Source organism: Rhodanobacter sp. MP7CTX1 (assembly GCF_014205795.1).
Lineage (GTDB): Bacteria > Pseudomonadota > Gammaproteobacteria > Xanthomonadales > Rhodanobacteraceae > Rhodanobacter.
Map to the genome: position 1 here is coordinate 1 of NZ_JACHCN010000001.1, position 23,728 is coordinate 23,728.

At 61.3% G+C, this 23,728-nt stretch carries 23 protein-coding genes; 13 read left to right on the top strand and 10 right to left on the bottom strand.

Translation table 11 applies throughout. The features are described from left to right. Positions 1-340: 340 nt before the first annotated feature. The gene (locus HDE77_RS00005) at positions 341-1,900 is read right to left on the bottom strand and encodes a bifunctional GNAT family N-acetyltransferase/carbon-nitrogen hydrolase family protein (protein ID WP_184414922.1); all 1,560 of its coding nucleotides are present in this window, start codon (positions 1,898-1,900) and stop codon (positions 341-343) included. A gap of 91 nt (positions 1,901-1,991) precedes the next feature. On the opposite strand from HDE77_RS00005, the gene HDE77_RS00010 reads away from it, so the two are divergent. Together HDE77_RS00010 and HDE77_RS00015 are read left to right on the top strand one after the other, a co-directional pair. Next, the gene (locus HDE77_RS00010; protein ID WP_184414925.1) at positions 1,992-3,362 is read left to right on the top strand and encodes a formimidoylglutamate deiminase; all 1,371 of its coding nucleotides are present in this window, start codon (positions 1,992-1,994) and stop codon (positions 3,360-3,362) included. Positions 3,363-3,515: 153 nt separating this feature from the next. Beyond that, the gene (locus HDE77_RS00015) at positions 3,516-3,677 is read left to right on the top strand and encodes a YXWGXW repeat-containing protein (RefSeq protein ID WP_184414927.1); all 162 of its coding nucleotides are present in this window, start codon (positions 3,516-3,518) and stop codon (positions 3,675-3,677) included. Positions 3,678-3,940: 263 nt separating this feature from the next. Here the strand turns inward: HDE77_RS00015 and HDE77_RS00020 are convergent, their stop codons facing one another. Further along, the gene (locus tag HDE77_RS00020; RefSeq protein ID WP_184414929.1) at positions 3,941-4,438 is read right to left on the bottom strand and encodes a Spy/CpxP family protein refolding chaperone; all 498 of its coding nucleotides are present in this window, start codon (positions 4,436-4,438) and stop codon (positions 3,941-3,943) included. A gap of 151 nt (positions 4,439-4,589) precedes the next feature. On the opposite strand from HDE77_RS00020, the gene HDE77_RS00025 reads away from it, so the two are divergent. From HDE77_RS00025 to HDE77_RS00035, 3 genes are all read left to right on the top strand, one after another. Beyond that, entirely contained in the window at positions 4,590-5,276 is a 687-nt protein-coding gene (locus tag HDE77_RS00025; RefSeq protein WP_184414931.1) for a response regulator, read from the top strand. Continuing rightward, positions 5,273-6,643: a HAMP domain-containing sensor histidine kinase gene (locus HDE77_RS00030; protein WP_184414934.1), complete on the top strand. Its 1,371-nt coding sequence runs from the start codon at positions 5,273-5,275 to the stop codon at positions 6,641-6,643. The genes HDE77_RS00025 and HDE77_RS00030 overlap by 4 nt, the downstream gene beginning before the upstream one ends. Before the next feature lie 113 nt (positions 6,644-6,756). Next, positions 6,757-7,743, top strand: coding sequence for a multidrug resistance efflux transporter family protein (locus HDE77_RS00035; RefSeq protein ID WP_184414937.1), 987 nt, complete (start codon positions 6,757-6,759; stop codon positions 7,741-7,743). 14 nt (positions 7,744-7,757) lie between these two features. On the opposite strand, the gene HDE77_RS00040 is transcribed toward HDE77_RS00035, so the two are convergent. Next, complete coding sequence (locus tag HDE77_RS00040) at positions 7,758-8,552, bottom strand: AraC family transcriptional regulator (protein ID WP_184414939.1); 795 nt, start codon at positions 8,550-8,552, stop codon at positions 7,758-7,760. Positions 8,553-8,677: 125 nt separating this feature from the next. On the opposite strand from HDE77_RS00040, the gene HDE77_RS00045 reads away from it, so the two are divergent. The 3 genes from HDE77_RS00045 to HDE77_RS00055 all read left to right on the top strand — a co-directional run bounded on the left by HDE77_RS00045 (position 8,678) and on the right by HDE77_RS00055 (position 11,768). Further along, positions 8,678-9,415, top strand: coding sequence for a DUF4410 domain-containing protein (locus tag HDE77_RS00045; RefSeq protein ID WP_184414941.1), 738 nt, complete (start codon positions 8,678-8,680; stop codon positions 9,413-9,415). Positions 9,416-9,739: 324 nt separating this feature from the next. Beyond that, positions 9,740-10,507 carry a MipA/OmpV family protein gene (locus tag HDE77_RS00050; protein WP_184414943.1) on the top strand — a complete coding sequence of 256 codons (768 nt, stop codon included), beginning with the start codon at positions 9,740-9,742 and terminating at the stop codon, positions 10,505-10,507. Positions 10,508-10,922: 415 nt separating this feature from the next. Further along, positions 10,923-11,768: a hypothetical protein gene (locus HDE77_RS00055; RefSeq protein ID WP_221444055.1), complete on the top strand. Its 846-nt coding sequence runs from the start codon at positions 10,923-10,925 to the stop codon at positions 11,766-11,768. A gap of 81 nt (positions 11,769-11,849) precedes the next feature. On the opposite strand, the gene HDE77_RS00060 is transcribed toward HDE77_RS00055, so the two are convergent. After that, a complete protein-coding gene (locus tag HDE77_RS00060) occupies positions 11,850-12,719 on the bottom strand; it encodes a class I SAM-dependent methyltransferase (RefSeq protein ID WP_184414945.1) in 870 nt (289 codons plus the stop codon). Between the two features lie 55 nt (positions 12,720-12,774). Continuing rightward, positions 12,775-13,152, bottom strand: a complete 378-nt coding sequence (locus HDE77_RS00065; RefSeq protein ID WP_184414947.1) for a hypothetical protein — start codon at positions 13,150-13,152, stop codon at positions 12,775-12,777. Positions 13,153-13,365: 213 nt separating this feature from the next. On the opposite strand from HDE77_RS00065, the gene HDE77_RS00070 reads away from it, so the two are divergent. Both HDE77_RS00070 and HDE77_RS00075 read left to right on the top strand, forming a co-directional pair. After that, positions 13,366-14,265: a Dyp-type peroxidase gene (locus HDE77_RS00070; RefSeq protein WP_343206045.1), complete on the top strand. Its 900-nt coding sequence runs from the start codon at positions 13,366-13,368 to the stop codon at positions 14,263-14,265. A gap of 162 nt (positions 14,266-14,427) precedes the next feature. Then, positions 14,428-15,441 carry a DUF3800 domain-containing protein gene (locus HDE77_RS00075; RefSeq protein ID WP_184414950.1) on the top strand — a complete coding sequence of 338 codons (1,014 nt, stop codon included), beginning with the start codon at positions 14,428-14,430 and terminating at the stop codon, positions 15,439-15,441. A 284-nt stretch (positions 15,442-15,725) separates the two neighbouring features. On the opposite strand, the gene HDE77_RS00080 is transcribed toward HDE77_RS00075, so the two are convergent. From HDE77_RS00080 to HDE77_RS00095, 4 genes are all read right to left on the bottom strand, one after another. Next, the gene (locus tag HDE77_RS00080; protein ID WP_184414952.1) at positions 15,726-16,742 is read right to left on the bottom strand and encodes an NADP-dependent oxidoreductase; all 1,017 of its coding nucleotides are present in this window, start codon (positions 16,740-16,742) and stop codon (positions 15,726-15,728) included. A 51-nt stretch (positions 16,743-16,793) separates the two neighbouring features. Beyond that, positions 16,794-17,582 carry an SDR family oxidoreductase gene (locus HDE77_RS00085; protein ID WP_184414954.1) on the bottom strand — a complete coding sequence of 263 codons (789 nt, stop codon included), beginning with the start codon at positions 17,580-17,582 and terminating at the stop codon, positions 16,794-16,796. A gap of 32 nt (positions 17,583-17,614) precedes the next feature. Further along, positions 17,615-18,385: an SDR family oxidoreductase gene (locus HDE77_RS00090; RefSeq protein ID WP_184414956.1), complete on the bottom strand. Its 771-nt coding sequence runs from the start codon at positions 18,383-18,385 to the stop codon at positions 17,615-17,617. A 110-nt stretch (positions 18,386-18,495) separates the two neighbouring features. Then, positions 18,496-19,224 carry a TetR/AcrR family transcriptional regulator C-terminal domain-containing protein gene (locus HDE77_RS00095; protein ID WP_184414958.1) on the bottom strand — a complete coding sequence of 243 codons (729 nt, stop codon included), beginning with the start codon at positions 19,222-19,224 and terminating at the stop codon, positions 18,496-18,498. 134 nt (positions 19,225-19,358) lie between these two features. Here HDE77_RS00095 and HDE77_RS00100 point away from each other — a divergent pair, with 134 nt between their 5' ends. The 3 genes from HDE77_RS00100 (at position 19,359) to HDE77_RS00110 (ending at position 22,293) form a co-directional block, all read left to right on the top strand. Then, positions 19,359-20,537, top strand: coding sequence for a membrane dipeptidase (locus HDE77_RS00100; RefSeq protein WP_184414960.1), 1,179 nt, complete (start codon positions 19,359-19,361; stop codon positions 20,535-20,537). Between the two features lie 89 nt (positions 20,538-20,626). Beyond that, positions 20,627-21,913: an MFS transporter gene (locus tag HDE77_RS00105; RefSeq protein ID WP_184414962.1), complete on the top strand. Its 1,287-nt coding sequence runs from the start codon at positions 20,627-20,629 to the stop codon at positions 21,911-21,913. After that, entirely contained in the window at positions 21,910-22,293 is a 384-nt protein-coding gene (locus HDE77_RS00110; RefSeq protein WP_184414964.1) for a VOC family protein, read from the top strand. The genes HDE77_RS00105 and HDE77_RS00110 overlap by 4 nt, the downstream gene beginning before the upstream one ends. Before the next feature lie 14 nt (positions 22,294-22,307). Here the strand turns inward: HDE77_RS00110 and HDE77_RS00115 are convergent, their stop codons facing one another. Next, positions 22,308-23,588, bottom strand: a complete 1,281-nt coding sequence (locus tag HDE77_RS00115) for an ectonucleotide pyrophosphatase/phosphodiesterase (protein ID WP_184414966.1) — start codon at positions 23,586-23,588, stop codon at positions 22,308-22,310. Between the last annotated feature and the right edge of the window lie 140 nt (positions 23,589-23,728).

Consider the following 23,728-nt stretch of genomic DNA (forward strand, 5'->3'; position numbering starts at 1 on the left):
CTGTGCCTACGGCCAGATGCGGCTAAGGTCCCTCCACCCCGGCAAGCCCTTTCTGACTCGCCGCCGTCAAACATACAAGCGACTTCAGTCGCGATTGCTTCAATCGGCTCATTCGGGCCATCGCGACTGAAGTCGCTCCCACAAGAACGGCCAAGTGCACACAGCGAGTAGGTTGGGGTGAGCGAAGCGATGCCCAACGCTCCGGCATCCCATGCGTTGGGCATCGCTTCGCTCACCCCAACCTACGCGGCGGCTTGTGCAGCGGCGATGCCTCGTAACAACGTTCGCGCACAGACCCCACCCCGGACTTGATCCAGGAGTGCGCCGCTACATTTTCGCATCAGCGGGGGCGCCAGCGGGTTTCGTACAGGTCGAAGCGGCGATCCTTCAGGTTCTGCACGGCACCGGCATTGCGTGCGCGGGCGAGGCTTTCCAGCCGAAGATCAGCAAACAGCACGGTCTCGATGTTCGGCGTGGAGTCGGCCGCGATGCCGTCACGTGCAAAAGGAAAGTCACTGGGTGTGAGGATGCAGCTCTGGCCGTACTGGATGTCGAAGTTGTTCACGCCGGGCAGGTTGCCGACGTTGCCCGACAGCACGACGTAGCATTGGTTTTCGATCGCACGCGCCTGCGAGCAGTAGCGCACGCGAAGGTAGCCTTCGCGCACATCGGTACAGAACGGCACGAACAGGATCAAGGCACCCTGATCGACGAGATGGCGTGCGACTTCGGGGAATTCCGCGTCGTAGCAGATCATCACACCGATCGGACCGCAATCGGTCTGCACGGTCGCTGCGCTATCGCCGCCGGTGATGTTCCACACATTGCGCTCGCTCGGCGTGGGGTGCAGCTTCTCACGCTCGTGGATCGAACCGTCGCGCAGGCAGACATAGCAGACGTTGTGGATGTCGCCATTCGGCTGCTCGGTAGGGTGCGAGCCGGCGATGATGTTGATGTTGTAGTGCACGGCCAGATGGCTGAAGAGTTCTTTCACCTGGGGCGTGTAATGGCTGAGCTTGCGGATCGTGTCGACGGGCGATAATTCTTCGTTCTCGATCGACAGCAGCTGCAGCGTGATCAGCTCGGGAAAAGTGACGAAGTCGGCGCTGTAGTCGGCGGCGATATCGGTGAAGTATTCGACGTGCGTGGCGAACTCTTCGAACGATTTGATGCGCCGTTGCTGGTATTGCACCGAGGCCACCCGAACCGAGTCGGGCAGGCGTTGCGGCGAGGGGATCGACGGCATGTCCGGCTGGTCGAGCAGGCGCGGATTGCGCCATACCAGATGCACGGCGTAGCCAAGCGAATCGTAATCGGACGGCACATACGCGCGCAGCAGGCCGATCGCCTCGAAATCGTTGCTGAGCTGAAAACTCAGGGTGATATCGCGTCGCTTGCCGTCCAGCACGGCCTGCACATAGCCCTCGGCGGTGCCGTAGCGCTGGATGTTTTTCGCCAGTCCAGGAATGCGGCCGCCGAACACGATGCCGCGCAGCTTCAGGTCCGTACACAGGCGTTTGCGTGCCTGGTACAGCCGCTGGCCGATGCGCATCCCGCGGTAGCCGGGATCCACGACCACTTCCATGCCGTACAGCCAGTCGCCGTCCGGTTTGTGGCGCGATCCCATGCCGCCGCCGGTGATCTGCATCCAGGTGTGCGGCGACAGCGCCGTCGCCTCATCGATGCGGAACGTGGCGCAGTAGCCCACGATCGTGCCTTCGTACTCGACCACGAACTGACCTTCGGGGAAATGGGTCTGCTGCGAGCGCAGCATTTCCGCCGAGTGGCCCCATTCGGCCGTGTAGACGCGCCCCGTGAGTTCGACCAGCGCCGGCACATCGGCCGGGATCGCCTGTCGCAACAGCAGCTTGGGTGTGAGTTCGTTCGTTTTTCTGGCCATGGCTCAATTATGCATGGCCCGTCATATGCCCAAGTGAAGACGATGCCTGCTCCCCGGTTACACTGCGCCGCATCCGTACGGAGCCATGCTCATGAGTGACAGCGCAGCCCATCGCAGTTTCAAAGCCAGCCAGTTGTGGCAGCCTGGTGGCTGGCAGGCTGATGCCACGCTCGGTGTGAGCGCGAATGGACGGTTGCTCGGGCCGGCTACGTCCGAGATAGAGAACCTGGGTAAGTGGGTGCTCCCCGGTATGCCAAACCTGCATTCGCACGCGTTTCAGCGTGCGATGGCCGGCCTGGCCGAGCGCAAGGGACGGGTCGATGACAGTTTCTGGAGCTGGCGCGAGACGATGTATGCGTTCGCTGCCGCGATCGATCCGGACCAGTTGCAGGCGATCGCGGCGCAGCTTTACGTGGAGATGCTCAAGGCGGGATACACCCAGGTCTGCGAATTCCATTACCTGCATCATCAGCCGGGTGGCACACCGTACGCGCAGCCCGAGGCGATGTCGCTGGCGTTGATCGAGGCCGCGCGCGAAGCCGGCATCGCATTGACCCTGCTGCCGGTGCTGTACATGAGTGGCGGCTTCGATGGCCGCGCGCTGACCGCGCGGCAGTGCCGTTTTGGAAATGATGTAGACGGCTATCTGCGCTTGCTGGAATCATTGCGTCAGCTCGAGGGCGACAACCTGCGCGTCGGTATCGCGCTGCATTCGCTGCGCGCCGTGCCGGAGGAAGCGCTGCGTCGCGTACTGGCCAGCGATGCAGCGAAAGCCTGCCCGATCCATATCCATATCGCCGAGCAGGTCGGCGAAGTGCAGGATTGCCTCGCCATACGCGGTGCGCGCCCCGTGGAGTGGTTGTTTGATCACGCCCAGGTGGACGCGCGCTGGTGTCTGGTGCACGCGACCCATCTGACTGAAGCCGAAGCCGAGCGCCTTGCACACAGCGGTGCAGTCGCGGGGCTTTGCCCGACCACCGAAGCGAATCTGGGCGACGGCCTGTTTCCTCTTGTCGACTATCTCGATGCGCACGGCACGCTCGGCATCGGTTCGGATTCACACATCTCGATCTCGCCGGTGGAGGAGCTGCGCTGGCTGGAATACGGTCAGCGACTGACTACCGGGCATCGCAATGTTGCGGCGCGCGGGCAGGGTATCAGCGTGGGTGAAACGCTGTGGCGCGCAGCATTGAAGGGTGGCGCACAGGCTTCGGGCCTGCCGATCGGCGAATTGCGCGATGGTGCCCGCGCCGACTTGATCGTGCTGGATGAAACATCGCCGCTGCTTGCCGCACGTGATACCCGGTCGATGATGGACAGCTTCCTGTTCGCCGGTAACACCCCACTGGTGCGCGACGTCATGTGCGGCGGCGAGTGGGTGGTGCGCGAATTCCGTCATCGCGATGAGGAGCGCATTGCCGCTCGTTATCGCGCCAGCGTTGAGCGGCTCGCTTTGCGGTAGTACGCCATGCGCTATCCACCATTGCAGTGAGGCAACGCGGCGTTAGCTGAATATTTTCCGAATGAACGCCAGCCATCAGGCACGGCGCCTCGTGTCATCGGCATGGCGATGACAACGTTTAAGGCGACACATCCCACACGAAGGAGTGTCTCCATGCGTCGCCTCATGACTACCTTGCTGATCTCCGCCGCGCTTCTTGGCGGCTCGCTTTCAATGACCGGTTGCGTCGTGGTTGCTCCGCGTCACGCGCATGTCTGGGTACCGGGTTACTGGGGTCCGTCGCACGTCTGGGTCGGTGGTTACTGGCGTCACTGATCGCGCAAGTTCGGTATGTCCTGGCGACTGAGCATCTCGATTTCCATGACGGCGTGATGTCGAGCAGGTTCGCAGACTGCGGTGCGCAGTCTCGCCAGAACAGCCAGTCGTGGCGGCGCACCAGGGAGGGGTGTAACCGCACACCACAGTCTGCGGGCCTGCTGAACATCTGGGGGCGGGTGCCCAGTTGATCAGGGCACCCGCAAAGTCGATTGACAGCTGCGCCAGCGCTGTCGCTGGCGCAGCTCGTTGCCCGAGTCGGGTTATTGGGTCACTTGTGAAGTCGACGACACCGGATGCTGTGCCTTGAACTGCTGCCACTGCTGCTTGCGAGCCTGCTGCTGTGCCTGCAAGGTGGCCAGCTGCGCCTTCTGCGCTGGGGTCAGTACGGCGTACACCTGCGCGCGGATGGTGGCATGTTGCTGCACGCGTGCGGAGGCGGCAGCGGCCTCGGCCTGCGCCAGGCTGGCGGTTGCTGCCTGATAGCCGACCTGATCGGGGGTCATCGTTTCGAACGCGGTGCGCTGCTGGCTGAGGGCCTGACGTTGCGTCTTGTTCTGGGCAAAGCTGGTCTGCATGATCTGCTTGATGCTGGCCTTCTGGGCATCGGTCAGATTCAGTTTGCTCAGAGCCATGAATTGGCCGTGGCCGTGTGAATGCCAACCGTCGCCGGGGCCGCCTGAAGGCGCCTGAGCAACGGCGAGGGTGGTGAGAGCCATGGCCGACGCCAGAACCAGGCCGAGAGAGATGCTCTTGCGCATAAGTAGTACCTTTGTCGTGGGTGGGGAAATCTGTTACGTCCATTTGACGACAAGGCGGCGTGTATGTTCTTTGCTGAGAGGTAAAGATGGGTAAAGACCGTGGAGTTCGTGCGGTCGTACGGTATCAATGGATAGAAGCCAGCAGACCACCATGCCCAGAATCCTGATTGTCGACGATGACCGCGCGCTATGTAGCCTGCTGGCCGAATACCTGCAGCGCGAAGGCTTTGTCGTGGATGTCGCGCACGACAGCGAAACCGCGCTGGTGCAACTGCGCAACCAGGCGCAGCGGCCCGACCTGCTGATACTCGACGTAATGATGCCGGGTCGCGATGGCCTGGATACTTTGCGTGAGCTGCGGTTGCAGTACCGCTTGCCGGTGATCATGCTTTCCGCCCGTGGCGAACCGGTGGATCGGGTCATCGGGCTGGAGCTGGGCGCGGACGATTATCTGGCCAAACCCTGCCTGCCGCGCGAGCTCCTGGCACGAGTGCGTGCGCAGCTGCGGCGCAACACGCCGGCGGTATCCGGAACGCTGCAGGTAGGGATACTGCGTCTGCAGCCCGGCGAGCGTCGTGCCTACGCCGCCGAGACCGAGCTGTCGCTGACCGGCGCGGAATTCCAGCTGTTGCTGGCGCTCGCGCAACGTGCCGGCGAACTGGTTGACAAGGCCGCGCTGACGCGAATTGCGCTGGGACGCGAACTGGAGCGGTTCGATCGCAGTGTCGATGTCCATGTAAGTCGGCTGCGGCACAAGCTGATGGAGGCTTCGGCGCAGTCTCCGCGCATCGAGTCGGTGCGCGGGGCGGGCTACATCCTCGTGGTGGGTGCACCGTGAATCCTTTCAGAAGCTCGATCTACTGGCGCCTGCTGATCTGGTTTTGCGTCGCGAACTTGCTGGTGCTGTTTCTCGGCGGCCTGCTGACGCGCGGCTTCATCGAGTACACCACGGCCAAGGAAATAAATTGGGTGGGGTTGGGGCAGGGTGCCGATCAGGCCTATGAAAGCGGCGGTACGGCAGCACTGGCCGACTGGTCCACACAGCAGCGGCGCGAAGGCATCGAGGCGACCCTGTATGAAAAGGGTCGCGCGCTGTATCCGATCCACCTGCATTCCTCGATCGCCAGTTCACTGCCGACCTGGCTCGCTGCCAATCGCGACACCGTCCTGCAACCATGGCCGGGGCTCTACGTCGCCGTGCAACAGGTGGTCGGTAACGACGGCCAACCCAGGCAACTGGTGGCGATCAGCAGGACGCATACGCGACTGCGGCCGCAGACCAGGGAGAAGATCTTCCTTGCCTTCCAGTGGGGACTGTCCCTGTTGTTCATCGGAGTGGTTGGATGGTGGCTGGCGCGCAGCGTGGCCAAGCCGGTGCAGGCGCTACGTGATGCGACTCGACGCATGGCTGCCGGCGAGCTTTCGACACGAGTCGGTCGCCAGGGGAGCATGGCGCACGATGAACTTGCCCAGCTCGCGCTCGACTTCGATGCCATGGCCGAACGTATCGAGGCGCTGGTGGCACACGATCGCAGCGTGTTGCAGGATCTGTCGCACGAGTTGCGCTCGCCGCTGGCACGGCTGCACTTGATTCTCGATCTTGCTCAGCGCAGCACCAAGGCTGAAGAGGCGGACGCGTATTTTCGCCAGGCTGAGCAGGAAATCGGCCGACTGGATCGCATGACCGGGGAAATGCTCGCGCTGTCGCGCCTCGAAGGCGGCATCCCAGGCATGAATCGCGAACAGCTGGAGCTGGTCGAGTTGGTTCAAGGTTGCATGGCGCAAGCCGAACTGGAGGCGGACGCACGCAACGTGCACCTGTCATTGACGTCCAGCAAACCCGTCACCGTGTTCGGCAGTGCGCTGTTGCTTGAGCGCGCGCTGGACAACCTGATCGCGAACGCCATCAAGTTCAGTCCCGAGGGCGGCAGTGTTGAGTTGTTTGTGGATGCTGGCAAGGATGCTGCCGAATTCACCATACGCGACCGCGGCCCCGGTGTGCCCGACGCCGAACTGGAGTTCCTGTTCCGTCCGTTCTTCCGCGGCAGCAATGCCGCGCGCGCCGATGGCCACGGCATGGGGCTGGCCATCGTGCAGCGCGTGGTGCAAGTACATGGCGGTGACATCCATGCGCGCAATGCCGAAGGTGGTGGGCTCGAGGTGCATCTGAATTTGCCCTTCGCGCCGCCCGCCACGACAGCGTGATGGGCTGGGCGTTTTGCGCCATGTGAAAGTTCGCAGCTTCCGCGTGTGATCATCCTCGCGCTACGCAAATCGCCCGTGATTTGACACACTCGCACTTTGCCGACCGGTTGCCGATGCGCTCGAATGCTCTCGCCGCCGTGGGTCTGGCGCTGTGCGCGGCGCTGTTCTTCACGCTCACCTATGTGCTCAACCGCAGCCTGGTTACAGGTGGGGGCCATTGGCAGTGGGCGGTGATCCTGCGCTACCTGATCACCTTACCGTTGCTTGCGCTGGTGCTGCCCATCCAAGGTGGCATGGGCCAGCTGCCGCGTGAGTTGCGCCGGCATCCTCGCGCATGGCTGCTATGGAGCGGCATCGGCTTCGTGCTGTTTGGCATCCCGCTGACCTGGGCGGCGAGTAGCGGTCCATCCTGGCTGATTGCAGGCAGCTTTCAAATGACTGTGCTGGCGGGGCCGCTGTTGGCGCCGCTGATCTATCACGACGAAAGACGGCAGCTGGCATGGCGCAGCGTCGCGATCGGTGTGCTGATTGTCGGCGGCGTGTTCGCGCTGCAGTGGGGGCACGCGCAGGGCCAGTTGCACCTGAGTGACTGGCTGGCGATCGGTGCGGTGGTGGTATCCGCATTTGCCTATCCACTGGGCAACCGGATGTTGCTGCTGCATCTGGAGCACGACGAGGCGCGCCTGAGTGCAGTACAGCGAGTGTTTGGCATGACGCTGTGCAGTTGGCCGCTATGGTTGGTGTTTGCGGTAGTTGCCTGGTTCACGATCGGGCCACCGAGCTGGCGCGAGGCGCTGCTGGCCGGCGGCGTGGCGCTCTCCTCAGGCACGATTGCTACCGTGCTGTTTTTCCGTGCCACCGACATGGTGCGACGTGAGCCGACGGCGCTGGCAGCCGTCGAGGCGATGCAGGCGGCGGAGCTGCTATTTGCGACCCTGCTTGGCGTGATGTTTCTCGGCGAGGCGTGGCCGCAAGGCTATTCGGCGTTCGGCGCTCTGGCAATCGTCGTCGGCATCGCACTGTTTGGCTGGGTCAGTGGACGAGATGCGGCTGGACACGATGAATCGTTGCGTCAGTTGCGCGGTGACCGCAGCGCCTGATGCGGCACTGGTGACTAAAGGAATCCAATATCCCAGTCGCCCGACGTTACCGCCTGCGCAAGCGCTTTCGGGTTCATGCCAGTGTGTTTCTGGCACAACGCAGCGAAGCTGCTGAGGCTGTCGTAGCCCAGTGCGTAAGTGATCTCGGTGACAGATTTGCCTGAAGCAAACATATCGATTGCTTGAACGAGCCGCGCGATCTGGCGCCATGTGCCCACAGGCAACCCGGTTTCCTGCTTGAAGCTGCGTGTGAAGTTGCGCCGCGACATATGCGCATCGACCGCCAGGCGATCCAGGTCATTCGAGTCGTCGGGGTTTTCCAGCCAACGCTCAGCGATTTGCCGAAGCCGCTCGTTCTTGGGCATCGGCAGCAAGATCGTGCGCTTGTTTCGGGCGCGATCGACTTCATCCCGAAAAACGTCCAGAAGATGGCTTTCTGCCGAGGACAATTTAGTTCGAGGCCCTGGACTGGCGGCAAGTCTGTCGATGATGCCAAGCATCAGCGGCTCGCGCGCCATCGTGAACACCCGTTGCCCTTGCGGCAGGGATTCACATAGCTCCGGCGCGATCTGGATGCGTACGCGATCCACGTCGAAGGTCTGACCACCGTGCACCACGAAGGGCGGAACCCAGCACAACAGCCCGGCCCGGATCAGCCAGCGCCCTGCCTGGCTCTCGGATCTGAGGTAGCCGGCTCGCAATAGATATAGCTCGCCATGCGGATGGCAATGCAGGTGGGCTCTTGGGGAGCTCAGGTCTAGCTCCGTCGACACGGTCATAACGGTGTCCGTACCGAGATCGTCGATCAAGGGAGGGGTTGCCGTAGCAGTCCTGTCGCGCATTTGGCCCGAAACACTCGATTTTTGGCTGACTCCGCCAAGCGGAGCGGCGCCCCGTACGGAAAAATAGCCCAATGTTGCTAACGGGAAATCCAATGACCAGCACAAACCAACATGTCGGACGGCGCGTTCGATGGGCCATCCTGGCTGCCGCACTGTCAGTCACGGCGTGCACCGGCACCCACGTTAGAAACGTCGTCAGTGTAGCGCGGGAAGTCAGCCCGCAACCGCCAAGAACGATTGCCATCGTGGTGGAGAATGACAGCCCCGCGCCGAAACATGCCCGCCACGACGATGCCCATCAGGTCGACGTGAACACCACGCAAGCCGCTCTGCTGGCGCAATTGTCCGCCGTGCTCAAATCACGAGGACTGGTGGTGGTTCGGCCAGGCCAGGACGCGGACATCGTCTTGCGGTGCCAGATCACACAAGTTCACAGCGGCAACGAAGCCCTGCGTTTGATCGTCGGCTATGGCGCGGGCAAAGCAGACTTGAGGGTCACTGTGGCGTTGGCTGATCAGCGCAGCGAGGGCCGGCCTACTTTGTTGAGTTTCGAAGCCCGCAGTACGACCGGCGTGGGCGGCGGGGCAGCCATGGGGGTCGCTTCCGGCGGCACGCTTAGTGACGTCAAGGCGGCCCTGAGTGTGCCCGGCACGATGAAACACAATCTGCCGTCGGAAACAGAGCAAACGACCGCGCATATCGACGGCCAAATCGCGACGTACTTCACGACAAGGTCGTGGCCGCTCGCGACGGGCGTCGCCGTTGCTGACGAGAGTACGGCGCGCTCGACCGCGAACGATCTGGCTCAAAGCGGTACACCACAAAAGTAAATGGCTGAGCGCCGCCGCGCAAAGTACGGCGGTTTCGCCGATGACGTAACGCAATTTTGCGTCAGCGATCCATTGATCCACACAGAAACGAGAGCGGCAGGACGGGCAAAGCACGCCACGTCCTCGTCAGAGCATTTTATCGATCGCGGCCTGGCCCAAGTCTGGGTGAGCCCTCCACGACGGTATCGCTCATCACGTCGATAGACCGGTACTCCACGCCAATACGACAAGGCGTGGGTATTTCCCTGAAGCCCTGAAAGTGGTTTAGCCCACGATCGTTCACAGAACGGCGATCGCGACGGTTGACCTGCGGATTGAATGCAGATGATGAAGAAAAATTTCCTGACGATATGCCTCGGCGTAGCTGCACTCGTCGGTGCACTGCCTGTTTATTCACAAGACGTCGTTCAATCGTCGAACTGGGCTGTCGGTCTTGCTGCCGTTTCCAGTGCCAGCCCCTATCGCGGCTACGATCAGAAAGTCTGGCCTTTCCCCGCGGTCAACTACGAGGGTCCGCACTATTACCTGCAGGGACTCGATGGAGGCTTCTATCTGGCCAAGGGCGAAAGCTACGATTTGTCCATCGACGCCTCGATTGCAACGAACTACTTCCGCGGGTCAGACACGACCAACGTCCAGCTGAAAACGTTGAAAACACGGGATCCCTCATTCATGACCGGCCTGCGATACCGGTACCGCGCCGACTGGGGAGTCCTTCAGGTAAAAGTCGCACAAGACGTTTCAGGAAATAGCCAGGGTCAGACGGCACAGGCCGAATACGGATATCCCTTTACCGTCGGCGCGCTGACGTTTATTCCAAGCATTGGACGCGTCTGGAACAGCAACAAGTTCAACAACTACTACTACGGTGTCTCCTCCGCTGAAGCCGCGCGCAGCTCTCTGGCAAATTACAGTCCAGGCGCCAGCGTGTCTCCATTCGCAAAAGTGGCGGCGTCGTACCGGTTTACCCGGAGTTGGAGCGCTTTCGCGCAAGTCAGCTATACCCAATTTCCGAATGAGATAAGCCGTAGCCCGATGGTTGGCACGAAAGGGTTGACCAGCTATCTGGTCGGTGTTTCGTACCACTTTTAAATGGTGTGTTGGCTGGATTGTCCATGCCTGGTTGGCTTGGTTCGCTGGCGCGGAAACGAACAGGATCGATGGGCACGTGATTTTGACTCTGTTTCCTCAACCGACGATATTGTTTGAGATGCGTATTTTGGAGATGGCCAGGGGAATCGAGCCTGATTACGGAAAGCTCGTGAGGTGGTTCTGCGAAGATCCCATCGCCGACCTTGGCCACCGAACGGCATGTGAGCTTGTCGCTGAGGGACAGGAAGCCCTGCTGGAAATTTACTTGCTGGCTATCATGGAAAAGGAGCGGAGGTCCTAGCTTCCGCTCGACGGGATTCAGGGTAGGAGTGGCCATTCCCGAGAAGGCAGTAATTGGATCAATGTGGCCGACGAATGCCGTTGGTATTCACTGCATCGCACCGAGAGAGTCCCAATGAGTCGAACCTTCCAGCGCATCCTGTCTACGGTTGCCATGCTCACCATGGCCTGCGCAGCGCATGCGGACCCCCATCGCAATGAATTGCCGGGTAGCTCGCCTCCGACCGACACCCAGGATGTGGTTCCCGGGGAGCGCGTGTTCGATCTTTCGTTACTCAACGGTGAGCACCAACGTGTTTTGTACGCGGCTCCGTCAAGCCCAACGGCGACCATCGTGATGTTGCCCGGAGGTGCCGGCGATATCGGTATCGAGCGGACCGGCGATCTTCGCCACGACGATAACTTTGTCGTCCGTACCCGTAGTCTGTGGGTTGCCCGTGGCTATGCCGTACTGATTCCCGATACCGTAGATGGCGATAACTTGCGCGGCTTGCGGAGTTCGCCAGCGTACGCCGCCCTGGTGGGTGAGTTGGTCCGTTTTGCACATACGAAGTCTTCAGCGCCCGTCTTCCTGCTTGGGACGAGTCAGGGCTCGATAGCGGCGATGAACGGCGCAGCGCATCTTCCCGCAGCTCAGCTGGCGGGTGTCGTCTTGACGGAGTCGGTATCCCGTCAAGGCGGTAGTCACGAAACCGTATTTCAGGCGAGTCCTCAGGACGTGCGCGTGCCCGCACTTGACGTCGCGAACCATGATGATCGCTGTGACGTAGCACCGCCAGAAGATGCCCCGCGCATCGCGGCGGCGATGGCGCACTCCCCGCAGGCGCGCGTACTTTACGTCAGTGGAGGCACGAGCCGGTCAAGCAAGGCGTGCGGGTCGATGACTCCGCACGGCTACTACGGCATCGAACCCATGGTGGTGGGCAGGATTGCCGACTGGATGGATACCGTTGTGCATTGAGCATCAGCAGCACCGAAGCCGGTGCCATACATGTAAGGTCGGCGGAGCCAGCGAGGGCGCGTCCTGGTAAGGAGCTTCGACTCACACACGAGCGCACATGATTCGGCCGCCGGAGCGCAACCCATCCTTGCGGCGATGCAGGTAGCGACGATTCAATTCGTCGGGTTCGCAGGTCTCGGCCTCACTGAAACCGATCTGGAGAAGTTGCTGGCGCAACAAGACCGGATCAAACGCGGAAATCCAAGGTTCACCCACGGCAGCAGCGCGCTGCGCCATCAACTTACCGATGGCCTGCTGGATTGGGTCGAGCATTGATGCGGGCACGCGATAGTCGAAACTGATCGAGCTGAGTTTTGGCAGCGAAGCGACAAAACGGAGCGATTCCAGGATCGCCGCCTCGGTGAGGTACATCGTTACGCCCAACCACGAGAAGCAGGCCGGAAAGTCAGTCCGAAATCCGGCTTCTGCCAGACCCTGCGCCAGCGTTCCGTGTTCGAAATCCACGGGAGCAAAGATCAGGTCTTCAGGTATTGGGATGCCTGCGTCCTTCAGGCATTCCCGCTTCCATTGTTGCGTTGAAAGGTGGTCGACCTCGAACATACGAAGGCCAGCAGCCTTGTGCGGATTGCGATAGGCGAAGGTGTCCAGGCCAGCACCGAGCACAATATATTGCCGTACCCCGGCTGCCACCGCACGGGCTAACTCGTCTTCGGCAAATCGACTGCGAACGACCACAGCCGCGCGCAAGCCACGCGACGCGGGATCGTTGTAGACGAATGGGTCCTCGCGCAATTCCGCCGCGGCGTTTGGCCCGAGGATCGGCAACGCGATCGGATCGTCCAGGACGATCGGCTCGTCAAGCAACTGATGGGCGGCTCGAAGCGTGGCGACCCGCCAGGCTGTGCGACTGGGCTTGCCAGTCCGGACGATGTTTTCCTGCAGGATCGCCATCGGGTTTCTCAGCAGTGGGAGCCAAAGTCGGAAGCGGTCTTTGTCGTCGAATTTCTTAGCGCGGATCGACGCGGCCGGACGCACACACGCTACCAATGAAACGCTTGAAAAGCCCCGTCTTCTCAAACGCATTCAGGTAGGCGAGCGTGTCGCAGGTAGCCCCCGCCACGGCTTGACTACAAGCTGGGAGGGAACCATCAGCATTACGATGAAGAGAGCGATCGAGGCGGCCCCTGTCGGCGCTACTGAGGTCCTCACGAAACGCGTCCTGAAGATCCAGCAGTTCGGCCGGTGCGCGCGTTTCCATATGCAGGGCGGGGCAGTGGGCGTTAAGTTCATAAAGATAGTTCTGCTGGACAGGGGGCAAAGCTGACGCAGCAGTGGAAAACGCGAGGGCCGAGCAAAGCCCGACAGCAGAGACTATCGTGTGCATTTGATTTCCTTTCGTCGATGCATTCCGATTCTGGTCGAAGCATATGACAAGCGCGCGGATCCTGTGGGCGCTGCGATGTCCGCGACCTGAAGCCGGGATGCGCACAAAGGGGCAGATGTAGTAATACTCTCTGCCCGAAGGCCTGATCGTAACTAAACTACTGAAGACAATCATGGGAGGTGGGACGTGTCCGCTATTCCGCAGCCGGTTGTAGTGAAGCTTACGCGCGCCGCCATTTTTCTTGTCCTGACGCTGAAGCCAGAGCCTCAGCACCGCGACACGGTGCGTGCGCTTTGTGGGGACTTGGCCGGCATCCTGCGCGCTGTGGGCTTCCGCGATGCCGAGGGGCGTCTGTCGTGTGTCATGGGCTTCGGCTCGGATGCCTGGGAACGACTCTTCGGGCAGCCACGGCCCAGGGATTTGCATCCGTTCCGCGAGATTCAGGGCCAGCACCATGCCGTCTCCACGCCGGGAGATATTCTTTTCCACATACGTGCTGCGCGTATGGATTTGTGCTTTGAACTCGCGACTCAGATCATGTCCAGGCTCGGCGATGCCGTCGCTACCGCGGACGAAGTACATGGCTTCAATTACTTTGATGACCGCGACTTGATCGGGTTTGTCGATGGTACGGAGAATCCGGTCGATCAGGCCGCACTCGATGCCGCGATCATCGGCGATGAAGACGCGACCTTTACTGGTGGAAGTTACGTGATCGTGCAGAAGTATCTGCATGATCTGCCGAGCTGGAATGCACTTCCCGTGGAGCAGCAGGAGAAGATCATTGGCAGGACGAAGCTGGCGGACATCGAACTGGACGACGCGACAAAGCCGACTTACGCACACAATGCCCTGACGACGATTGAAGAAAATGGCGAGCAACTGGATATCGTGCGCGACAACATGCCGTTCGGCAACGTCGGCAAAGGCGAGTTCGGTACCTATTTCATCGGCTATGCGCGATCCCCGAGCCGAATCGAACAGATGCTCATCAACATGTTTGTCGGACGACCGCCAGGCAACTACGACCGCTTGCTTGACCACAGCAAAGCTGTCACCGGCACGCTGTTTTTCGTGCCATCCGCTACATTTCTGGAAGATCTAGCCAGTTGAGTTCATCCCGGGACGGCATGCGGCAGGGCGGCCGAGGAACGATGGGACAAGACTTTCGCTAGTTGAAACGTTCGAGAATTCGGGTTGCGAATTCAGTCGCCTGGTGTGGAGATATAGTCCAGCCTATAAAGCCCCTTGCCGACGGTAAGCGAGTCAAGGTCCGTGCATATCTTTATCGATGAGTCCGGGACGTTTGCGCCGGCAAGTCAGCCCGGGGCATGGTGCGTTGTCGCCGCTTATGTCGTTGGCTCCCGGGATCGCGTTGAAGCCGAGGAGGTGCTGAATGCTCTGAAGGCAAAGGTGGGCCGTACTGCGACGGAGGAAATCAAGCGTCGCGATGTGAGCGAGGAGCAATATTTCCAGTTCCTGGAGGATCTCGAAACCCGAGGTGGCTTTCTAGTTTCCGTTGCAACGGATGCGGGGAGGAATGAGCGAGCGGTGGAAAATCAGATGGGGCAAGTACGCATCATCCGGGAGTCGATTGATCGTCGGAAGGCGCTGAAAGACACATTGGAAACTGAAGCACTCGCCGCAGCGATGAAAGCCCTTTCGCCGCAGCTATACGTGGAAATAGTCTGCCGGATGTATCTGGCCTGGCTTGCCGTGAGTGTTGGTGTCGCGCATTACGTGCAAACCGAGCCTCAAACGTTGTGCAGCATGGACTGGTGCTTCGATGCGAAGGGTGGTTCCGGTGCCGCGTTTGAGAAAGCGCATGGACCATTGATGGCTGGGCTGGCCAGCGACATGTCCAAAGCCCATCCGATGCCTTACGTCGCTGGGGCCGACTATTCGAATTTCGGGCGATTCATCCGAGGAGGCGCGGCGGCGCTTCGGCCGACGAGTCCGGGGCAAACCCGCGCGGAGGTCATGGTCGTCACACGGCGTCTTTATCGTGAGCGACAGGCTTTTGTCGATTCCGCGCGAAGCCGTGGTGTGCAGATTGCCGATCTGCTTGTATCAGGCATCGCCGCGCTTCTCCGCGGAAAGTTTTCCGACCAGGAAAGGGCAGCGCGGTGCCTCGGCCGCCTCACGGCGAGGATGTATGCCACGGGTGACGCCACGTACCTGATCAGCTTCGGCGACCCCGCAACTCCGTTGATCACGGATGTAGCAAGGAAGGCCGTCAAGGACATGAACGCAGTGGCGAGGGCAGTATTCAAGAAACGGCCGGGATAACGGACTTGTCGCGTGAAGCCGTTCGACGCTCATCCTGCACCGACGAACGCTGCCATTGACAGCGTATCCGTTCAGGATAAGTGGAGAAACGAGTAACTGTGTCAGGTTCACCCCATCGACCGATCAAACTGAATGTCCGCCTTCGACAGGAAATTCGGCCGGTCGTGACAACACGCCTCCTGCTGAACCCGTCAATGGGTGTCGCATCTACCGGCTCGAAATGCCATCGGAAACCACATGAAGCGCGTTGGCTTTGTGCCGGACGAGCCGCTGATTTGCCCCAATCACACCTCGTCGGAAACCCGTAGCAGCAGCTTGCCGCGGTTGCTGCCTTCGAAGAGCTGATTGAGCACGAGCGGTGCGTTTTCCAGGCCGTCTTCGATGGTTTCTTCGGCCTTGATGCGGCCTTTGAGTACCCATCCGATCAACTCCTGCACCGCTTTCTGCGTGTCTCGATAATCGAACGCGAGAAAGCCACGCACGGTCAGGCGTTTGACGATGATGACGCTGTAGTCGTCGCTTGGGCGCGCGCCGCTGGTGTAGTTCGCGATGAGTCCGCACAGTGCGACGCGGCCTCCGTTGACCATGCGTGAAAGCACGGCACGCATGACCGGTCCGCCGACGTTCTCGAAATTCACATGTACGCCGTCGGGTGTGGCATCTGCCAGGGCCTTCTTCCAGTCTTCCGCCTTGTAATCCACGGCGGCGTCAAAGCCGAGTTCGTCGATGAGGTAACGACACTTTTCGGGGCCACCGGCGATGCCCACTACACGTGCGCCGCGAAGCTTGCCGATCTGGCCGACGATGGAACCGACCGAGCCTGCGGCCGCGGAGACCACGAGGGTTTCGCCGGGCTGCACGGGCGCGATTTCGGTCAAGCCGTAGTACGCCGTGATGCCGCTGAACCCGCAGGCGCCAAGCAGGGTCGGCAGCGGTACCGGCGGGCGGGGCGGCAGCTTCACGTAGTCCTTCAAGTGGCTGTCGTCGATCACGGCATAGTCCTGCCAACCGAGCAGGCCCTGCACCAGATCGCCCTCGGCGTAGTTCGCCGACTTCGACATCACCACGCGACCGAGCCCGAGTCCGCGCATCACCTCGCCGATCGCCACCGGCGGCATGTATTGGGGAATGTCGCTCATCCACACGCGGTTGGTGGGATCCATCGAGAGGTAAAGCACGCGGACCAGCACCTCGCCGTCTTTCAGCTCGGCGACGGGATACTCTTGCAGGTCGAAGTCTTCGCGCTTGACCAGGCCCTCGGGCCGGCTTTTCAGGCGCAACTGGCGGTTGATGCGTGACATGTGCTCACCATGGGGTCGGGCGGAGGGAGGATCAGTGAAGTATGCGCGCGACTAGACCGCGCAGGCTCCACCATCGACGAGCATTTCGGCGGCGGTGACGTAGCGGCTCTCGTCCGAAGCGAGGTACAGCACTGCATAGGCAACGTCATCTGGCTCGCCCAGTCGGCGCAATGGAATGCCGCGCACCAGTTTTCGTGTCGCTTCTTCCTCGCCGAGCGCGGCGAAGAACGGCGCGACGATGCCGGTGCGGATAAAGGCTGGATGGACGGAATTGCAACGCACATCGATCTTCTGCCGCGCGCAGTCGATGGCCACCGACTTGCTGAGCATGGCAACGGCGGCCTTGGACGTGTTGTACGCGGTGTAGTCCGGGTCGACCTTGAACGCGGCGAGCGACGAAATGTTGATGATCGATGCGGGTTGATTCGCACGCAGGTACGGCAATGCGTATTTGCAGCCGAGAAGGATGCTCTCGACGTTGACGGCCATGACCCGTCGCCACTCCGTCAATTCGATCTGTTCGGTAGTGCCGAGCGATCCAACGCCGGCGTTGTTGACCAGCACGGACAATCCACCCATCGCGGAGGCGGCTTCGGCGAGCAGCGTTTTCCAGCGTTCCTCGTCACGCACGTCCTGCGCGACTGACCAGGCGACCTGACGGCCGTGTTCGTGATTGATGTCATCGGCGACGACGCGAACGGCGGTCTCATCGACATCGGTGAGAAAGACGCTCGCGCCATGTCGCGCGAGCATGCGCCCGGTCGCAGCACCGAGCCCGCCTGCGGCTCCCGTGACGAAGGCGCGTTTTCCGGCGACGCGTAGGGCAGTGGGTGCGGTCATCTTCGTATCCTGTGGTCAGGGGCAGCCGGGGGTCAGACGCAAAGGTAACCGCCATCGACGTTCAACACCGCACCGGTGGTGTACGACGATGCATCCGAGGCGAGATAGAGCGCGGCGCCGGCCATTTCCGAGGGCTGCGCCACGCGGCGCATCGGCACGTGGGCCAACGCCTGTTTGAGGATTGCCGGCGTGTTCACCAGCACGGAAGCGAACTTGGTATCGGTCAGCCCGGGGAGTAGCGCGTTGCAGCGCACACCGACTTCCGCGCACTCCACCGCAAACGCCTTGGTCATGGAGATCACGGCGGCCTTGGTTATCGAGTAGATGCCTTGCTGGAAACCCGGCACCACGCCGTTGACCGAGGCGACATTGACGATGGAGCCGGCGCCATTGCGCTGCATCAACCGCGCGCCATGCGTCGACATATAGAAATAGCCGCGGATGTTCACGTCGACGGTCTTCTGGAAAATACCCGGATCGGTATCCAGGATCGGGCCGAAGTAGGGATTGGTCGCCGCATTGTTGACCAGGATATCGAGCCGTCCATGCTTGCTCTCGACATGCGCGTACAGCGCTTCGATCTGCTCCAGCTCGCCGATGTGGCAGGCGACCGCTTCGGCTGAGCCACCGGAAGCAATGATTTCATCGACCACTAACTGGCAATCGGCTACGCGACGGCTGGACACCAGCGTGTGTGCGCCGTGCGCAGCCAGCAGCTTGGCGATCTCGGCACCAATCCCACGGCTGGCGCCGGTGACGATGGCGATCTTGCCGGTGAGGTCGAAGCTTGGCGTTGCACTCATGAAAGTAGCCTTTGCAAAGTGAGGTGAGCGATGGGCGAGGCGGAATGCTCAGAATATAGCCTGCACGCGTCATGCCGTCATGGATGAATAGCTTGGCCTCCAGCCACGGTCTACTTGCGCTGGCGGGGCGGTTTCTTCGACCGGGCGATTTCCGCGGCGCGGCATTCCGTGCCATCCAGGAGAATCTTCAGGCCGATCCGGAAGAGCTCTCCAGGCTCGATGTTCGCGAGCAGTTTGGCGGCACCACGCAAATTCGGATAGTTGCGTGATTCCTCGCCGAGATGACCCAGCTCGATGCCCAGGGCGAGCGTGGGGCGCAGCGTTCCTGGCTGGGCCGACCGGGACTGGCGCGCTTCCTCCGCGATCATGCCGAGCAGGTAGTTGCGGTAGAACGTTGCCATCGCGACTGCCTCTTGAGCCGCAAAGCCGGTGTCCAGAAACGCGCCGATCGCCGCGTCGTACAGTTTCATGCGGTGCGGCCCAGTGGGTGCCTGCTCTGCAAAGAGGCGGGGCGCGTCGCGATGGGCGACGAGGACGCGACGATATTCCCAGGCGATATTTTCAAGCCGTACGCGAAACGAAAGGCTGGTCGTCGGCAAAGCCATCTGAGCGCAGATCGCGTCGGCGACGAGGCCGAGCAGCTCACCCTTGTTGCGCACATGCCAGTACAGCGCGGGTGACTTCACGCCGAGGCGTTCGGCCAGGCGTCGCGTACTCAGCGCATCGAGGCCGGCCTCCTGCATGAGTTCAAGTGCCGCATCGACGAGCTGATCGCGCGCGAGGCCGACACGCCCGCCCGGGGGTGCCGGAGTGGCTGGTTTGCGCACCGGTTTTTGCATTGTGCCTGGAGCTGCCTTTCGCATGCTTGAACCTTGAATTTCAGGGTGCTAACTTATCACTGATAAGCTTGCTGTTCCAACCTGTCTGCCGCGTGCTGAAAGGTGCCCGGCACCATCTGAAGCGAGACGATCCCATGAGCGATATTTGGACACGCCGGCAAGTCCTGGCTCTTTCCGGCGGCGCGCTGCTTGGCGCGGTGCTTCCACCGTTCTCCAGTAACGCATTCGCTGCGTCGAGCGTTAAAAAAGCTGCCGAGCCCCAACGTAAAGCTTCGGAAGGTGTGGGCGGAACGAAGGCTGCCGAGCTCTATAGCAAGGCGTTCGTGCTCGATTGCAACACACTGGCTTCGATCGGAAGCCTGTGCTGCGACGCGGATACCGAAAAGGAGCTGCAGGGGATACGCGACTCCGGTATCACCGCCCTGAAGAGTACGCTCGGCGGCGCCAACGGCACGTTCGAGGAAGCTGTGGCCGACATCGCCGCTGCGCAGGCGTTGATCACGCGATATCCCGACAGGTTCATCAAGGTCACTCGCCACGACGACCTGGAACGGGCAAGGCGCGAGAACAAGGTCGCCGTCATCTTTTCGTTCGAAGCGGCTTCCATGCTGGCGGACAAGATCGAGCGCATCGAGATGTTCCACCAGCTCGATGTCCTGGTCATGCAGTTGACCTATAACCACAGGACGCCGTTCGGCTGCGGTTGCCTCGACGGCGATACCGACGGAGTCACCGAGCTGGGACGCAAGGCGATTGCGAAGATGAATGCGCTCGGCATCGCGCTGGATCTGAGCCACGCGAATGTGCGGACCACCGCCGATGGCATCGCGATGTCGACCAAGCCGCCGGTTTTCACCCATGCCGGCTGCCGCAGCGTATTCGCGCATCCTCGCAACAAGGAGGATCGCGAAATGAAGGCACTGGCCGACAAGGGTGGCGTCATGGGCATTTACATGTTGCCGTTCCTGACCGTCGACACCAGGCAGCCCATGCTTGAAGACTATATGCAGCATATGGTTCACGCGCTGGACGTATGCGGCGAAGATCATGTCGGCATCGGTACCGACACGATGTTCTTCGAGGTCACCGACAGCGATCTGACGGAAATGAAAAAGGAAGAAGAGGATCGCAAGAAGGCCGGAGTCAACGCGCCAGGCGAAAATCGGCCTCCCTACATTCCCGACATCAACACGCCACGCAAACTTGAACGGGTCGCCGACGCATTGCTGAAGCACGGCTACAGCGAGCGGGTGGCCGACAAGGTGCTAGGCCTGAACTTCAGTCGCGTGTTCAAGGAAATCTGGACGGCGTAATCCCGGATGCCGTGGTCGCGTCCTCGATCGTGTTGCCCGATGGCTCTATCCTTGCGGGCATCGGCACAGTCCCAAAGCAGGGCAGAGACATGAAGGGCGAGTTGGAAACCAGCGCTGCACGGCTACCGCTGCATGAAGCGCCGGGAGATTTTATCCGACACGGCACGCCAGCGTTCCGGCATACCAATCTTGCGCTGTTCGCGGCCGGCTTCGCCACGTTTGGCCTTTTGTACTGCGTGCAGCCGTTGATGCCGGTGTTCAGTCGTGACTATGGGGTGAGCGCGGCGACCAGCGCGCTGTCGCTGTCGCTGACCACCGGCGTGCTGGCATTCGCGATGCTGTTTGCCGGTGCGTTGTCGGATGCATGGGGGCGCAAGTCGGTGATGGTCGCGTCGCTGTTGTCGTCCGCGTTGCTCGTGCTGGTAACGGCACTGATGCCAACCTGGTCTGCATTGCTGGTCGTGCGTACGCTGCTCGGGTTGACCCTGAGCGGCCTGCCGGCTGTGGCCATGACGTATCTGAGCGAGGAGATGCATGTCGAGTCGATCGGGCTGGGCATGGGTCTGTACATCAGCGGCAGCGCCGTGGGTGGTATGGGTGGGCGGCTAATTACTGGTGTGCTGACTGAATTCGTGGGTTGGCGCGTTGGCGTGGCTGCGGTTGGCTTGATCGGTGTACTCGCCGGCCTGATCTTCTGGCGAGCGCTGCCGCCGTCGCGGCATTTCACGGCGCAGCCCATCCACTGGCGCGCGCTGCTCAGCCGCTTCATCGGCATGTTTCGCGATCCTGGCTTGCCGTGGCTGTTTGTCGAGGGCTTCCTGCTGCTCGGCGCGTTTGTCACCGTCTACAACTATCTTGGTTACCGGTTGCTGGCGCCGCCTTACAACCTGAGCCAGGCGTCGGTCGGGCTGATCTTCGGAATCTACCTGGTTGGCACTTTCAGTTCGGCGTGGATGGGCCATCTGGCTGGGCAGCGAGGTCGACGCAAAGTGTTATGGACGGCGTTCGCGCTGATGCTGATAGGTGTGCTGCTGACGATGACGAGGCCGTTGCTGCTGATCATGCTTGGCATCGTGGCGATTACGTTCGGCTTCTTCGGCGGTCACTCCATCGTCAGCAGCTGGGTGGGCCGGCGTGCCGGGGCAGCGAAGGCACAGGCATCGTCGATGTATCTGTTTTCCTACTACATGGGTTCGAGCATTGCTGGTGCCAGCGGTGGGCTGTTCTATACCGCGCACGGCTGGAACGGGGTGGCCGTGTTTGTGAGTACGCTGGTGCTGGCGGGGTTGCTGGTGGCTTGGCGGCTGTACCGATTGCCGCCACTGGTGAATGTGGCGACGCCGGCCACCCCGATGAGCAAGGGAGCCATGCCATGAAGATCGACGCACTCGACCATCTGGTGCTCACCGTCGCCGATATCAATGCAACCTGTGCGTTCTATGAGCGCGTGCTGGGTATGCAGACGATCACGTTCGGCCAGGGACGCAAGGCGCTCGCGTTTGGCGTGCAGAAGATCAACCTGCATCGGCATGGACATGAGTTCGAGCCGAAAGCCGAGCGGCCCACGCCTGGTTCGGCCGATCTGTGTTTCATCACGGGCACGCCGCTGGCGAAGGTGATCGACCACTTGCAGGCTTGCGGGGTGCCCGTACTTGAAGGCCCGGTGCAACGTACCGGCGCACGCGGGCCCATCATGTCGGTGTACTTCCGCGACCCGGATCGCAACCTGATCGAGGTCAGCAACTATCCAGCTTGACGCGGTTCCCGCAGTCAGCGTTCGGATGGCTTCAGCATGTCCTTCACCGCGTCGTAGTCGCCATCGTTCGCAACGGCTGGAATGCCGAGCAGGTGTGTCATTAGTGGATAGACGTCTACATTCGGAAACGCGTTGACCTTTGCATCGACGCGAAACGCGGGGCCGTGGGCGATGAACAGCGCCTGCATCAATGGATCTGCATTGTCGTACCCATGCTCGCCTATGCTGATGTGACCCTGGTGGCTGGCGGCGTAATCGGTGGTGGTGACGCGCCAGCCCACGTTGGCCAGGCACAGCAATTGCGGTACGCGAGGGTTGTTGCCATAGACGAACCTTGGCGGTACGCGGGTCTTGTCCCAGCACTGCATGTGCTGCTGCGGCTGCTCCAGCTGATGTTCGACCGCGGCGAAGTGATTGCGGTCGACCGTGCTGTCCGACTTGGGATTGAATCCGGCCAGGATGCCCATGCTCACCGTTTGCAGCTGGTCAAGCGGGACCAGCTGGTCGATCATCACGCTGTTTGATAGCGGATTATTGGCCATGCCATGGTCGGCCAGCACGATCATGTTGATCCTGTCGAACAGGCCGCGTTGCTTGAGCCCCTGCACCAGCCGCGCCATTGCCGCGTCGGTGTCGCGTAGCGCAGCATTCACTTGCGGCGAATCAGGACCGTAGGTGTGACCGGCGTGATCAACCGCATCGAAATACAAAGTGAGGAACGCGGGTCGCTGAGCGGGAGGCAAATCCAGCCATGCCAGCACCTGGTCCACTCGCTGATCTGCAGTCACCTTTTCATCGAACGGCTTCCAGTAATCCGGGTGGTGGCCGTGGATGTCCGCCTCGCTACCCGGCCAGAACATCGTGGCGGTGCGCAGCCCATGCTGCTCGGCGGTCTCCCAGATCGGTGTGCCAGCGGCCCACCAGTGACCATCACTTACCGCCTGGCGATTGCCCAGCGAAAACTTGCCCAGCGTGGCATCGAGCATCGTGTTGTTGACGATGCCGTGGTGATCGGGCCGCAGGCCGGTGACGATCGTGTAGTGGTTCGGGAACGTCAACGACGGAAACGACGGCTGCATCGACGCTGCCTGCACGCCGGATTTCTCGAGCATCGCGAGCGTGGGGCTGAAGCCGCGCTCGACGTAGTCGTAGCGGTAGGCGTCGATCGAAATCAGCAGCAGGGGAGCCGGCCTGGCTGGTGACTCAGCGGGATGTGTCGGTGCCGTGGGGTGGGTGGCACATCCGGCACATATCGTGACGAGCGAGCACAGCAGGACGCGGGGCAACCATTTCATGAAGAACATCCGGGTATCGGTAAATAGGTCCCCATGATCGCGCAGTTACATGACTAATTCAGTTACTCGATGAGGCAAGGCTCATCGCGTTGCGCGCATTTATTTGCGCTACCCAGCTGCTCCTGGCCCGTGGCGAGTTC

What these genes read in the sequence shown, in the direction of transcription:
- HDE77_RS00005 (WP_184414922.1), bottom strand. Translation starts at nt 1,900, where the DNA reads ATGGCCAGAAAAACGAACGAACTCACACCCAAGCTGCTGTTGCGACAG.
- HDE77_RS00010 (WP_184414925.1), top strand. Translation starts at nt 1,992, where the DNA reads ATGAGTGACAGCGCAGCCCATCGCAGTTTCAAAGCCAGCCAGTTGTGG.
- HDE77_RS00015 (WP_184414927.1), top strand. Translation starts at nt 3,516, where the DNA reads ATGCGTCGCCTCATGACTACCTTGCTGATCTCCGCCGCGCTTCTTGGC.
- HDE77_RS00020 (WP_184414929.1), bottom strand. Translation starts at nt 4,438, where the DNA reads ATGCGCAAGAGCATCTCTCTCGGCCTGGTTCTGGCGTCGGCCATGGCT.
- HDE77_RS00025 (WP_184414931.1), top strand. Translation starts at nt 4,590, where the DNA reads ATGCCCAGAATCCTGATTGTCGACGATGACCGCGCGCTATGTAGCCTG.
- HDE77_RS00035 (WP_184414937.1), top strand. Translation starts at nt 6,757, where the DNA reads ATGCGCTCGAATGCTCTCGCCGCCGTGGGTCTGGCGCTGTGCGCGGCG.
- HDE77_RS00045 (WP_184414941.1), top strand. Translation starts at nt 8,678, where the DNA reads ATGACCAGCACAAACCAACATGTCGGACGGCGCGTTCGATGGGCCATC.
- HDE77_RS00050 (WP_184414943.1), top strand. Translation starts at nt 9,740, where the DNA reads ATGATGAAGAAAAATTTCCTGACGATATGCCTCGGCGTAGCTGCACTC.
- HDE77_RS00055 (WP_221444055.1), top strand. Translation starts at nt 10,923, where the DNA reads ATGAGTCGAACCTTCCAGCGCATCCTGTCTACGGTTGCCATGCTCACC.
- HDE77_RS00060 (WP_184414945.1), bottom strand. Translation starts at nt 12,719, where the DNA reads ATGGCGATCCTGCAGGAAAACATCGTCCGGACTGGCAAGCCCAGTCGC.
- HDE77_RS00065 (WP_184414947.1), bottom strand. Translation starts at nt 13,152, where the DNA reads ATGCACACGATAGTCTCTGCTGTCGGGCTTTGCTCGGCCCTCGCGTTT.
- HDE77_RS00080 (WP_184414952.1), bottom strand. Translation starts at nt 16,742, where the DNA reads ATGTCACGCATCAACCGCCAGTTGCGCCTGAAAAGCCGGCCCGAGGGC.
- HDE77_RS00085 (WP_184414954.1), bottom strand. Translation starts at nt 17,582, where the DNA reads ATGACCGCACCCACTGCCCTACGCGTCGCCGGAAAACGCGCCTTCGTC.
- HDE77_RS00090 (WP_184414956.1), bottom strand. Translation starts at nt 18,385, where the DNA reads ATGAGTGCAACGCCAAGCTTCGACCTCACCGGCAAGATCGCCATCGTC.
- HDE77_RS00095 (WP_184414958.1), bottom strand. Translation starts at nt 19,224, where the DNA reads ATGCAAAAACCGGTGCGCAAACCAGCCACTCCGGCACCCCCGGGCGGG.
- HDE77_RS00100 (WP_184414960.1), top strand. Translation starts at nt 19,359, where the DNA reads ATGAGCGATATTTGGACACGCCGGCAAGTCCTGGCTCTTTCCGGCGGC.
- HDE77_RS00105 (WP_184414962.1), top strand. Translation starts at nt 20,627, where the DNA reads ATGAAGGGCGAGTTGGAAACCAGCGCTGCACGGCTACCGCTGCATGAA.
- HDE77_RS00110 (WP_184414964.1), top strand. Translation starts at nt 21,910, where the DNA reads ATGAAGATCGACGCACTCGACCATCTGGTGCTCACCGTCGCCGATATC.
- HDE77_RS00115 (WP_184414966.1), bottom strand. Translation starts at nt 23,588, where the DNA reads ATGAAATGGTTGCCCCGCGTCCTGCTGTGCTCGCTCGTCACGATATGT.